This window comes from Shewanella sp. FJAT-51649 (assembly GCF_019457435.1).
Taxonomy (GTDB): Bacteria; Pseudomonadota; Gammaproteobacteria; order Enterobacterales; family Shewanellaceae; genus Shewanella; species Shewanella mangrovisoli.
Map to the genome: position 1 here is coordinate 3704169 of NZ_CP080411.1, position 12097 is coordinate 3716265.

Annotated in this window: 11 protein-coding genes; 7 read left to right on the forward strand and 4 right to left on the reverse strand. The window is 47.4% G+C overall.

Annotated features, from left to right (window positions below; all coding sequences use genetic code 11):
- Positions 1-47 precede the first annotated feature (47 nt).
- Together ung and K0H59_RS16310 are read right to left on the reverse strand one after the other, a co-directional pair.
- The gene (gene ung, locus K0H59_RS16305) at positions 48-713 is read right to left on the reverse strand and encodes a uracil-DNA glycosylase (protein ID WP_088210352.1); all 666 of its coding nucleotides are present in this window, start codon (positions 711-713) and stop codon (positions 48-50) included.
- Positions 714-990: 277 nt separating this feature from the next.
- On the reverse strand, positions 991-1425 hold the full coding sequence (locus K0H59_RS16310) for a hypothetical protein (protein WP_088210351.1): 435 nt from the start codon (positions 1423-1425) through the stop codon (positions 991-993).
- 395 nt (positions 1426-1820) lie between these two features.
- On the opposite strand from K0H59_RS16310, the gene K0H59_RS16315 reads away from it, so the two are divergent.
- A complete protein-coding gene (locus K0H59_RS16315; protein ID WP_220053708.1) occupies positions 1821-2132 on the forward strand; it encodes a DUF3144 domain-containing protein in 312 nt (103 codons plus the stop codon).
- Between the two features lie 134 nt (positions 2133-2266).
- Here the strand turns inward: K0H59_RS16315 and K0H59_RS16320 are convergent, their stop codons facing one another.
- Together K0H59_RS16320 and K0H59_RS16325 are read right to left on the reverse strand one after the other, a co-directional pair.
- Positions 2267-2881 (reverse strand): LysE family translocator, encoded by a 615-nt coding sequence (locus K0H59_RS16320; protein WP_011621685.1) that lies wholly within the window; start codon positions 2879-2881, stop codon positions 2267-2269.
- Positions 2882-2967: 86 nt separating this feature from the next.
- Positions 2968-4518: a S10 family peptidase gene (locus K0H59_RS16325; protein ID WP_258405851.1), complete on the reverse strand. Its 1551-nt coding sequence runs from the start codon at positions 4516-4518 to the stop codon at positions 2968-2970.
- Between the two features lie 203 nt (positions 4519-4721).
- On the opposite strand from K0H59_RS16325, the gene K0H59_RS16330 reads away from it, so the two are divergent.
- From K0H59_RS16330 to K0H59_RS16355, 6 genes are all read left to right on the forward strand, one after another.
- A complete protein-coding gene (locus K0H59_RS16330) occupies positions 4722-5267 on the forward strand; it encodes a thioredoxin family protein (RefSeq protein WP_088210347.1) in 546 nt (181 codons plus the stop codon).
- 510 nt (positions 5268-5777) lie between these two features.
- Positions 5778-7244 carry a sigma-54-dependent Fis family transcriptional regulator gene (locus K0H59_RS16335; protein ID WP_220053710.1) on the forward strand — a complete coding sequence of 489 codons (1467 nt, stop codon included), beginning with the start codon at positions 5778-5780 and terminating at the stop codon, positions 7242-7244.
- 160 nt (positions 7245-7404) lie between these two features.
- Positions 7405-8838: a cytochrome c oxidase accessory protein CcoG gene (gene ccoG / locus K0H59_RS16340; RefSeq protein WP_220053711.1), complete on the forward strand. Its 1434-nt coding sequence runs from the start codon at positions 7405-7407 to the stop codon at positions 8836-8838.
- 348 nt (positions 8839-9186) lie between these two features.
- Positions 9187-9411 (forward strand): ParD-like family protein, encoded by a 225-nt coding sequence (locus K0H59_RS16345; protein WP_011621680.1) that lies wholly within the window; start codon positions 9187-9189, stop codon positions 9409-9411.
- Positions 9404-10186: a type I methionyl aminopeptidase gene (gene map / locus K0H59_RS16350; RefSeq protein WP_220053712.1), complete on the forward strand. Its 783-nt coding sequence runs from the start codon at positions 9404-9406 to the stop codon at positions 10184-10186. The genes K0H59_RS16345 and map overlap by 8 nt, the downstream gene beginning before the upstream one ends.
- Before the next feature lie 236 nt (positions 10187-10422).
- Positions 10423-12027, forward strand: coding sequence for a long-chain fatty acid--CoA ligase (locus K0H59_RS16355; RefSeq protein ID WP_220053713.1), 1605 nt, complete (start codon positions 10423-10425; stop codon positions 12025-12027).
- The last annotated feature ends 70 nt before the right edge of the window (positions 12028-12097 follow it).

Consider the following 12097-nt stretch of genomic DNA (forward strand, 5'->3'; position numbering starts at 1 on the left):
TGCTTAGCAAGGCCTTTTTATTTTTAACATTCTTTATCAAAGTGAACTTAAACCTGCCATTGGATCGGTGCTTCGCCCCTTGCCATCAGCAGTTGGTTCACTTTAGAAAAATGCCCACAACCGAAGAAGCCGCGATAAGCTGAGAGCGGTGACGGATGCGGCCCCGACAAAATTTGATGCTGTGGCGCAGTAATCACCGCCCCTTTTTTGATGGCATGGCTGCCCCAGAGTACGAAAATAATCGGCTGCTCCTGCGCATTAAGCAGCTTTAATGCCTCAGTGGTAAAAGTTTCCCAGCCCGCATTGGCGTGTGAATGAGCTTGCCCCTGCTCCACCGTCAGCACGGTATTGAGCATTAAGATCCCCTGCTCCGCCCATTGGGTTAAATCGCCATGGTTAGGGATTTGGAAACCGGGAATATCGTTCACTAACTCTTTATACATATTGGCCAGCGATGGTGGCGGTTTAATGCCTCGTTTAACCGAGAAACACAGGCCGTGGGCTTGGTCGGGACCATGGTAGGGATCTTGGCCGATAAGTACCACACGCACCTTTTCCAAGGGAGTTGTCTTAAAGGCGTTGAACACATCCTCCTTGGGGGGATAAATCACCTTACCCGACGCACGCTCTTGATTCACAAATGCAATCAACTGCTGGTAATAGGGTTGAGCACGTTGATAATCGATAAATTCCTGCCAAGTTGCCACAGTCACAATCTTTTCCTCTGGTTAGAATGCCGTTAGCTTAAAAGTGATAGCGTAACATGACAAGCCAACTCAGGTTTTTATTCCCTAGTCTTGAGATATCTCAAGCATATTATGACCTAAATCCATCGCCGCCCTTTAGCACAAGGCAATCGATTACTATCCCTACCTTATTGCGAGAGTGCAATCGAGTAAAGCCGAGTGCGGCTCCTAGACGCTTTGACTCGCATATAGATCTGCTAAGCATCAACTACATTGATAGGGGCGTTTGTGTAAACAATCCTTGTTAATCACGACCACGGTGACCATGACCACGGTCGTCATCCCAATCTTTGCGGCGATCATGTTTGTCGTAATGTTTGTGGTGATGCTTATCCTGTTTATAGGTGCGGTAGCGAGGGACATATTCGTCACGATACCAGCCATCTTGCACAAAATAGACCGGACGACCACAGGCCCCATAGGAGGCACAATAGCGTCCCCATTTTTTCGCATGACCTGGCGGTACGTGCAGATAGATAGGTTCATACACGACCCGCGACTGCTCGATGATAATAGGCTGTTCGTAAATCACCTGTGGACGAGGAAAATTACCAATATTGATCTGACCGTAAAAGTTTGGATCGCCGATGTTAATCGACACTCCGACATCTGCCGCAATGGCCGAAGATGAAGCTGCAGCGAGTAGTAAGGCTGACAGAGTAAGTTTAATTGCTTTCATGACGGTTCTCCTGTTGATAGAAGCAGTATGCGAGTGGCTAACTGAACAGAAGATGAATCCTCACAGGAGGCTAAATCGGATATTATTCCCCTCACATAGCCATGCAAAGGTTTTACTTCGGCAGACTATCAATATCCCAAATCGGCAAGGTTCCAAACCACGATGACGGAACTGATGTGCATCTACTGCCTTGAGTGGACAACTAATAACCAATTGATATAAAAGGTAATGCTACCAAACAATTATTCAAACCAACCGCAATTGATCGATGGATGACCTGCTAAGTATTAGGCTGAGTACAACAGATGTAGATCCCAATAGTTAAGCGTTAACGATTCCTTCTGGCCGAATTTAGGATAGAATCGCCCACCAATAAATTATTTTGAGTAAGCGCTATGACTGATACCAGTAACACCACGATTTTCGAACTTGCCGATCAATTTATTGCCTTAGCCAATCAGCTAAGCCAGCAGGAAGGTGATGTCGGTAAAGTCGGCACAGCCCTGCGTTTTGCCGCAGCGCGTTTTAACGCCTTTGAAGCCGCGATTAAATCTGCCGACTTAGGCGCTGAAAAAGACAATGCGCTCGACTGGTTTAGCGCCGAATACCGCGAAATGCTAAACGACAACCTAGACGACCATATCGCCAATCCACCCGTTATGCAGGAAGAAGCAGTGGATGATTCAGTACAAATCTTTAAAGGCTGATGATGCGCTAAACGCCAAGCATCGTCTGCCAAAATCCCATAAAAAACGCCATCCTAGGATGGCGTTTTTTTATATCTGAACACTTATCTCTGTGCATTTATCTCTTCGCATTGTTCTAAACGCATTGCAATACGTTAGAGGGTATACACCACGCGTATCGCGAGCAGGATCAGCACCACGCCAGAAAGTTTATCAATAAGCCCTGCTTTTTCCCGCAATTTAGGCAATACGCTCGAATGGGACAGCAGTAAGGCAATCAAGGTATACCAAAGCCCGTCAACCACCAACGGCGTTAACACAATAAGTGCTTGCCCCGTCAAGCTATCGGCCACCATGACAAACTGGCTAAACAGCGCTAAAAAGAACAACATAATCTTAGGATTGAACAGGGAAATCGCGATACCATCGCGCGCCGCAGTGAGCGTATCCGTCGCCTCCCCCGCCGCAAGTTTTGCCTGCATGCCACCGTTTGAGCGCAATGCTTGGATCCCCATCCATGCGAGATAGAGCGCGCCTAAAATCGCGATCCCATTAAAAATCAACGGCGCTTTTTTCAATACAACGGCTAGACCGAGTAACGTCACTAACGCATAAATGCCAATACCAATCGAGTGCGCCCAAGCGCAAACGATCCCTTTGCCACGACCACCGCCCAAGGTATGACGCACAACCATGGCCAAACTCGGCCCGGGAGACATAGCGCCCAAGCAACAAATCGCCAATAACCCTAACCAAGTACTAAAGCTCATTTTTAACCCTTTAAAGCATAAAAAGGCCCTCAATAGGGCCTTCACAGGAGTGGCAGTTTAACACTGGCCAAACAATACGGTCACTCTCATTTCGCCGCGTTAGGATGATAAAAAGTGCGGATATCCTGCACCAGTTGCGCAAGCGATGCGGGCTCTATATACATCATGTGGCCCGCCTTGTAGTAATGCATAGTGACGCGGCTATTATCTATGCCATTATCGGCAAAGGTATTTTCGGTCGCAAAGAAGGGCGTCGCAAAATCGAAATAACCGTTACCAACAAAAATGCGCAGGTCTTTATTCTCGCGTTGCGCCTGCCCTAAATAGGGCGCCACATTCACATAATGCATTTGCTTACCACTGATATTCCAGTTCCAGCCACGGTTAACATCGGTGGAGAGCACGTTGAAGGGACGTGATAACTTAACCCCTAAATCCTCATATAAATATTGATGGATAGCCGCCGTATAAGCACCATCGATACCATATCCTGACGGGTCGTTATCGGTCGAATCACCGCCACTGTCGTAATCTTTGCCGGTGTAACGACTGTCTAACCGCCCGACCGTCAAATCCTGATCCCTGAGCAATTCCTTGGTGTAGCGACTCGCACTCACCCGCAAATTCACTCGGTCGAGGTAAGACCCACTCAAGCCAGTAAAACGCGCCAACTGTTTGCGTACACTCTGATAATCGCTTTGCGCCAAACGGCTGCCCTGCAATAGGGCTAAGGCGTAATCTTTAATTGCGAATTGACGCGCCTGTTCGATAAACGCTTCGAGCCCCAAGGCCTTGTCGGCCTCGCTGACTTTATTGTGATAAAACGCGGTTGCCGCCATGGTTGGTAAAAAACCAATGTAGGGTTGGTTATTACCCGGTTGATAGCGAGCGTGGCTAAAGTCGAGAATCGATGAAATCAGCATCACGCCATTGACCGAGATATCGGTCCAACCGCCTTGGAGCTCATCCACTAATGCCGCGGCTCGCGTCGTACCATAGCTTTCACCCGCAAGATATTTAGGTGAATTCCAACGCTTATGTTCAATCAACCAACGGCGCATAAACTCGGCGATGGATTGGGCATCTTCTTTCACGCCCCAAAAATCGGCGCCTTTCTTCTCTCCGAGGGCACGGCTAAAACCCGTGCCTACAGGGTCGATAAACACTAAGTCAGACTCATCGAGTAATGAGTAATCGTTGGCCTCAATCCGATAAGGCGCCGCACCATCATCTTTAGCATCACCAGGCACAATCACACGTTTTGGCCCAAAGAGTCCCATGTGCAGCCACAGCGAGGCTGAACCTGGGCCACCGTTAAAAATAAACGTGACTGGGCGTTTACTGCTGTCTTGCACATCATCCCGTAAATACGTAATAGAGAAGATGCTGGCCTGAGGCTCTCCCTTATCATCCTCTAAAATGGTCTCACCACTGATGGCTTGATAACTGATCTTCTGATTTTGAATCGTCATTCTGTGCTTAGTGGTCACCACCTCTGGCACTAGCTTATCCACTTTGGCATCGCTTTTTTTAGCTGGCTCGGCATGGCCGACCATGGACACAGTGAATAATAAGGGCAGCAACACACTTGCCCATTTCAGCCCTGAGGGCGTTTGCTTCTCTGTTAGCGCTCGCATCAATTATTCTTCCCTTCTGTAGTAGTTATTTTTTGATCTTTTTATTGGTGCACCAGCTTACAAAGACTGTGCACTCGGCGCAAAAGCACAATTGCAACCGAATGCGTCAAAGGTTTAATCGGCTTTTAAAGCATAAATTCACGCAGATTTAAGCTGTTAGCCGCTAAGATAGATTGGATTATCGAAAACTCATGTAGGCATCTATGGGCACTATCACTCTTATCAGTCTGGTCATTCTCGCATTACTCGTCGGCGCAATTGGCCTGTTAATCTGGCAACGCAGCAAAGGTAAACGCATTCCACTGGCGGTAATTTTTGTGTTGGGATTTTTCGCCGTCGGCCTAGGCGGAATTATCGGTTTTGTACATAAAGGCGAAGATTATCAAGCCTATCAAAAGCTGCAGTGGCACACGCTGGCCCCTGAAAAAATCGCGCCACTGGTCGCCGATGGCTACACAGTGTTTGTGGATATCACCTCTGACTGGTGCAGCATTTGCCAAACCAACAAGGCTGAAGTCACCCATAGAGAGCAAGTGGTGAATGCGCTGATGGCCGACAAGGTTATTTTAATGCAGGGAAATTGGAGCGAAGCCGATTCCACCATTGCGGGTTACATGAAGCATGAAGGCGTACCGGGCACACCTTACAATAAGGTTTATGGCCCAAGGGCACCTAACGGCATAGTGCTGCCTTCAACACTCACCATAGAGGCCGTGCTTAATGGCTTAGCTCAGGCAAAAGCACTGTAAGCGGTTAATTTGGCTTAAACCTCAAAAACCGAAGCCGTAAAGCTCAACGCTGGCGCAATAAAAAAGGCTGCATCGCAGCCTTTTTGCACACTTCAAATCAGTAGAAAGCAATTTTCCGGAAAGGTGGGCAGAAAACTACTCCGTACTCTTACAACCGTCTAACCCCAAAACGCTATTTAACTCGTTCGTTCACTCACACCGTACTTCAATAAACATCCCCGCGTTGCCGTGAATCCCCAGTATTAAGGGCAAGCCTGCTTTGTTCAGGTCAACTTAGCCAAAGATATTTATGAAACATTTTTATAACAATTTAATCCTTTACGCCAGCATTAAATACAACTTTCGATCGATTAAAATATAAGCTTTTTATTATCAACAGGTTAATGGTCAGACCTCTAAGCTTGCCTCTAAAGCATTCACTTCAAGCATCACTGAGTTACTCACGATATATCGCGACACGACTCAAGGGGTTATACTTAGGGCACTCATTCGTATTAAGGAATCAGCTGAATGACATCAATAGAGCCCGCCGCAATGCCCTTAGATAAACATTTTCTGCCAGAGAACCAATTACTACTTAATGCCGTGGGTGAAGGTATTTATGGATTTGATTTAAATGGTAATGCTGTCTTTATCAATCCCGCCGCCGAGCGCATGACGGGCTGGAAAAATGAAGAGTTACTCGGCAAAAATATCCATAATTGCCATCATCATAGCCACGCGGATGGTAGTCATTATCCGCAGGAAGATTGCCCCATCTACAATACGTTAAAAGATGGGATAGCAAGGGAAATTACCCACGATGTATTCTGGCGTAAGGATGGCAGCAGCTTTCCAGTGTATTACAGCTCTACGCCCGTCTATCGGGATAACAAGCTTATCGGTGTAGTCGCGATATTTCGCGATATTAGTATTCAGAAACAAACCGAGCAGTCGCTACGCCAAGCTTTGGCGCAGGTTCAGGCTCTGTCGGAGCAACTTGCCAGCGAGAATCACTATCTCCAAGCCGAGTTAGCCGATAAGACCGGCGATGTGGATATTTCGGGCAGTAGCGCGGTGATCCGCCATATGATCCAGCAACTGCATATGGTGGCCAATACCGACAGTACCGTACTGATCTGTGGCGAGAATGGCACAGGCAAAGAACTGGTGGCCCGCAACTTACATCAACTGAGTCGCCGTAAAGATAAACCCATGATCAGCGTTAACTGCGCGGCGTTTTCAGCCTCACTGCTAGAGAGTGAGTTGTTTGGCCATGAGAAAGGCGCCTTTACCGGTGCGACTCAGCAGCGCAAGGGCCGCTTCGAGCTCGCCCATCAAGGCACACTGTTTCTCGATGAGGTGGCCGAATTAAGTTTGGAGGCGCAATCTAAGTTACTGCGAGTGATCCAAGAGCAATCCTTTGAGCGACTCGGCGGCAGCGAAACCATTAAGGTCGATATTCGCTTAGTCGCCGCCAGCCACCATGATTTACTCAAGCGCGTTGAACAGGGCTTATTCAGGATGGATCTCTATTACCGCTTGAATGTCTTCCCTATTCAAGTGCCGCCGCTGAGGGCAAGGCTTGAAGATATGCCCGAGCTTGTCAGCCACATTTTGCATTCCCTAAACCGCAAACTCGGTAAGAAACTGCGCGGCGTAAGCCAAAAAGGTCTGCAAAAACTGATGGCCTACAGCTGGCCTGGCAATGTGCGCGAATTACAGAATATCCTCGAACGGGAGGCCATTTTATCCCAAACGGATATTTTACAAATCCATGCCATGCCTACGCATCATCTGCAGACTCAAACCGCAGCTTCACCATTACAAACCTTGGCCGAGGCGGAAGCACAGCATATAGAGCAAACATTAAAGCAGCTCAATTGGCGTATTTCGGGCCCCAATGGGGCGGCCAATGTGCTCGGCGTTCCGCCAAGTACACTCAGATCGCGAATGAAGAAACTCGGGATTACACGCCAACCCCCTGCAGAAGAATAGCCTTAAAAAACGCGATATATCGCCAATTAGCGATATATCGCGACATACGTTAAATCGCCATTTTATTTAACCATTAAATATCAATACGTTAAAGCACATAACTCTTGGCCTAACGCTTGCTATAGGGAGCCGAATCTTATTTAAGCCGTTAGGACAGCATATGCCCAAGAGTGACACCCTACAGAGTGAGAACATCAAGCGCTCCTCTGCCGAGCAATTTATCCCCGTAAAAAATATCCAGGCGGACGATAAGCCTGCACCTAAAAGCAGTGGCCAGATTCATTTCCGTGAACAGAAGGGCTATTTTCAACGTCTGAGAACCACAATGAATAGCCTATTAGTACTGCTGTTTTTTGCCCTGCCCTTTATTTCCTTTGATGGTCGGCAAGCGATATTGCTGGATGTGAGTCAGCAGCAGTTCTTCTTTTTTGGCCTCACGCTCTGGCCACAGGATTTCACCTTACTCGCTTGGGTGTTTATTGCCGCCGCCTTTGGATTGTTTTTCATCACAGTGTTTTGGGGGCGCGTCTGGTGTGGCTATCTTTGCCCGCAAACCGCGTGGACTTTTATGTTTGTCTGGCTCGAAAACCGGATTGAGGGCAACAGCAACAAACGTAAATTGCTCGATAAGGCGCCATGGTCAGCCAATAAACTCGGTAAAAGAAGCCTTAAACACGGTCTGTGGGGATTAGCCGCCTTAATTACTGGCTGTGGATTTATCGGTTATTTCATCCCCGCCCGCGAACTCTACTTGGATATTTTTACCGGCAATGCCGGCTTTTGGACGACCTGCTGGGTATGGTTTTTCGCGATTTGTACCTACTTAAATGCAGGCTGGATGCGCGAGCAAATGTGCTTACACTGCTGCCCCTATGCGCGTTTTCAGGCTGTGATGTTCGATGCCAACACCAAAACCGTGACCTATGATGCCGCACGCGGCGAAGCGCGCGGTCCACGTAAGCGCAAACAACAGACTGAACTCGGTGATTGTGTTGACTGTAACTTATGTGTCGAAGTCTGCCCGACGGGGATTGATATTCGCCAAGGCCTCCAATACGAATGCATTAACTGCGGCGCCTGTGTCGATGCTTGTAATGAAACCATGCAAAAATTCGACTACAAACAAAATCTAATTAGCTATGTCAGCGAGAATGAATTAAAGGGCATCGCCCATTCCAACTGGCGCTCGCCACGCTTTTTAGGTTACGGCGCCGCCGTTGTCATTATGTTGGTTGTGATAGGTTTAGATCTTTCCAGCCGCAGTGAGATTCAGCTTAACGTTATTCGTGACAGACAGAGCTTGTACCGCGAAACCGCCGATAACAAAGTTGAAAATACCTACCAACTGAAGATCCGTAACAAGACTCAGCAAACCAAGCAATATCAACTCGCGGTCAACAGCGAAATGCCCTTCAGCTTAATTGCCGACGCAGTCATTACCCTCGCTCCGGGCGAGCAGTCGGATTATCCCGTGACAGTATTAGCCGATAAGGACGCAATCCCAGCGGGACGCAAAATTATCGAATTCTCGGTAACAGATGTCAGCAAACCTGAACAAAGCGTTAGCCAAGAAACCGGCTTCTTTAGCCCTTAGCGTAATGCGGCAGTGTGCTAGTGTGCTCGCCGATAAACGAGCACATTGCATGCTCGTTAGTCACTTCTATGAATGATGCCCGTTGGATCACTGTGTTCGCCGGGCTTTTCTACTCACCTTATTTCGTTAAATCAGCTAAATAGCCTCAACTAGCACCGCACAAACATGAAGTGCGTCAATTCACCACCATTGCCTCCTAACCACTTATCTTGCGCCTGTATTGCGTTTACGGCTACTGCTTAGAAGAGGCTCGGCTGTCATTTTTGCAAACCAACGTCGATTTATCATTGACGAATCACCGTATAGATCGAATACAATAAATATACGAAACATATATAAAGTATATTTATGGGCATAGTTAAAATTTCCGAAGAACTGCATGATGAGCTGAGAAAAGCAAGTTCGGTCATGTCACGTTCAATCAACTCGCAGGCGGAATTCTGGATAAGGATCGGGATGCTGGCAGAGTTGCATCCACAGCTCTCCTTTAATCAGTTAGTCGCCGATTTAATGAAATCTGCGGACGTGAACCTAGCCAACGTGACCCAAGTAAAGGAAATGGCCGATGAATAATCAGGTGAAGATAAAATCTGCCGAAGAAATTGCACTGATGCGCCGTGCGGGGCAATTACTAGCTCAAGTATTTCAAATGCTTGATACCTATGTCCGCCCCGGCATCAGCACCATGGATATCAACGATACGGTCGAAGCCTTTATTGTCAATGAGCTAAAATCGCGTCCCGCGAGTAAAGGTCAGTATGGCTATCAATATGTGCTGAATTCGTCCATTAACGAAGTGGTCTGCCATGGTGTGCCCTCTGCGAATGAGGTCATCAAAAGCACAGATATCATTAACTTAGATATTACCCTCGAGAAAGACGGCTATATTGCCGACTCCAGTAAAATGTATGTGATGCCGCAGGCACCCGCCGAAGCGAAGAAGCTGGCCGATGTTACTTATCTTGCCATGTGGCAAGGGATTAAACAGGTAAAACCTGGGGCGACTCTAGGCGATATTGGCCATGCGATTCAACAATATGCCCAATCCTTTGGCTATAGCATAGTCAAAGATTACTGTGGCCATGGGATAGGTCAAGAAATGCATGAAGAGCCGCAAGTCCTTCACTATGGAAAGCCGAATCAAGGCCTTAGGCTCAAAGCGGGGATGGTGTTTACCATTGAGCCCATGGTGAATCAGGGCACTGAAAAGATAAAGCTCAAAAAAGATGGTTGGACGGTTGTCACCCGCGATAAAAAACTCTCGGCGCAATCGGAACATACGATACTTGTCACCCCAACGGGATACGAAGTGCTCACCCTACGCCACGATGAGCAATCTCCCAGTTAATTTCGACGCTAACCCTCGCTTTTTCATCTCAAATTCAGGTGTGCTGTAGTAAATTTGCACTGCAGTTCACCGCCCTCTATTAGAGTAAAAATTCTATTTTTACAATTGGATAGCCGTGCAAATTGCTACAATAATTTAACGATAAACGTTGACCTGACAGGTTGAATCCTTCTAATCTAAACACTCGTTTGATTTTAAAATAATAACAACGATAAACCTATTTGAGGTAGTTAGGCATGGCATACGATCAAGAGTCACAACTCGAACTTGGCAAATACTCATCACTCATAGACTTAATCGAACGCACTAGCCAACGCTTTGGTGATAAAACGGCATATGCTTGTTTGGGGAAAACCAGCAGCTTCAATGATATAGAGCGCGATTCACGCTATTTTGCCGCCTATTTGCAGAATAACACTAACCTAAAACCCGGCGATCGAATCGCGATTCAATTACCCAATATTACCCAGTTCGTTATCGCGGCCTATGGTGCGCTGCGGGCGGGACTTATCCTAGTCAACACTAACCCGCTCTACACCGAAAGAGAGCTTATTCATCAGTTTAATGACTCAGGTGCTAAGGCCTTAGTGGTGCTGTCGGATCTGCTGCCAACCCTTGCTAAAGTGGTTGCGACCACACCAATTGAATTAGTGATTTCCACTCACCCGTTAGATCTTATCGACCCACAAGTTCAGCCCAAAACGGGGCTTAAAAATGTCGAATTCTGCCAAGTGCTAAAACAAGGGGCTGAGTTGCCCTTTAGCCGTTTTGTCCCCGCCGCAGATGACTTAGCGGCGCTGCAATATACAGGTGGAACAACGGGCCTCTCCAAGGGCGCTATGCTGACCCACGGTAATATGCTCGCCAATGCGGCGCAGGTAAAATCCCGTATTGGCAGTGTTATCACTGAAGGCGAAGATATTTTTGTCGCGCCACTGCCGATTTACCATATCTATGCCTTTATGGTGAACTTAGTACTGTATTTTGAATGTGGTGGTTGCTCGGTATTAATCCCCAATCCCCGTGATATTAGTGGCTTAATCAAGACACTGGCGAAATACCCTTTTACCGGTTTTGCGGGGCTTAACACTCTCTTTGTCGCCCTATGCCATCAGCCCGAATTTAAGGCGTTGGATTTCAGTCATTTAAAAATCACGATTTCGGGTGGTACGGCACTGACCGCTGCCGCAGCCAATATCTGGCAGCAAACCACGGGCAATACCATCAGTGAAGGTTATGGGTTATCCGAAACTTCACCGGTGATTTCACTCAATGCCCCCGGATATCAGAAGATTGGCACTATCGGTAAGCCCGTTCTCGGCACTGAGGTCAAACTGTTAGACGAAAACGGCAATGAAGTCGCGCAAGGGGAAGCCGGTGAACTCGCCGCCCGTGGGCCACAAGTGATGCTAGGTTATTGGAATAATCCCCAAGAAACGGCCAATGTGATGACTGCCGATGGTTTCTTTAAAACTGGGGATATTGCGATTTTGAACGAGGAAGGATTCCACCAAATCGTTGATCGCAAAAAGGATATGATTATTGTCTCCGGCTTTAACGTCTATCCGAATGAGGTCGAAAACGTACTCGCAAGCCATCCAAATATCATTGAATGTGCCGTGGTTGGCGTAAAGGATGAACACTCAGGAGAAGCGGTCAAAGCCTTTGTTGTGCTAAAAGATGACAACCAAGATCATGAGCAGATGAAAACCGCTATTCTTAACTTCTGCCGCGAGCAACTTACCGCCTACAAGCTGCCCAAGTTGATTGAATTTATGCCACAGCTACCTAAGAGCACTGTGGGCAAAATTCTACGCAGAGAACTGAAACATCAGGCTTAAACATACCTAAACATCAGTGGTGTTTGAGCAGTCTTAAATCCAAAACAAAACCCCAGAGCAACACTCTGGG

Excerpts from the sequence above, each read along its gene's own strand:
- K0H59_RS16310 (WP_088210351.1), bottom strand. The coding sequence starts at position 1,425 with ATGAAAGCAATTAAACTTACTCTGTCAGCCTTACTACTCGCTGCAGCT.
- K0H59_RS16315 (WP_220053708.1), top strand. The coding sequence starts at position 1,821 with ATGACTGATACCAGTAACACCACGATTTTCGAACTTGCCGATCAATTT.
- K0H59_RS16320 (WP_011621685.1), bottom strand. The coding sequence starts at position 2,881 with ATGAGCTTTAGTACTTGGTTAGGGTTATTGGCGATTTGTTGCTTGGGC.
- K0H59_RS16325 (WP_258405851.1), bottom strand. The coding sequence starts at position 4,518 with ATGCGAGCGCTAACAGAGAAGCAAACGCCCTCAGGGCTGAAATGGGCA.
- K0H59_RS16330 (WP_088210347.1), top strand. The coding sequence starts at position 4,722 with ATGGGCACTATCACTCTTATCAGTCTGGTCATTCTCGCATTACTCGTC.
- K0H59_RS16335 (WP_220053710.1), top strand. The coding sequence starts at position 5,778 with ATGACATCAATAGAGCCCGCCGCAATGCCCTTAGATAAACATTTTCTG.
- ccoG (WP_220053711.1), top strand. The coding sequence starts at position 7,405 with ATGCCCAAGAGTGACACCCTACAGAGTGAGAACATCAAGCGCTCCTCT.
- K0H59_RS16345 (WP_011621680.1), top strand. The coding sequence starts at position 9,187 with ATGGGCATAGTTAAAATTTCCGAAGAACTGCATGATGAGCTGAGAAAA.
- map (WP_220053712.1), top strand. The coding sequence starts at position 9,404 with ATGAATAATCAGGTGAAGATAAAATCTGCCGAAGAAATTGCACTGATG.
- K0H59_RS16355 (WP_220053713.1), top strand. The coding sequence starts at position 10,423 with ATGGCATACGATCAAGAGTCACAACTCGAACTTGGCAAATACTCATCA.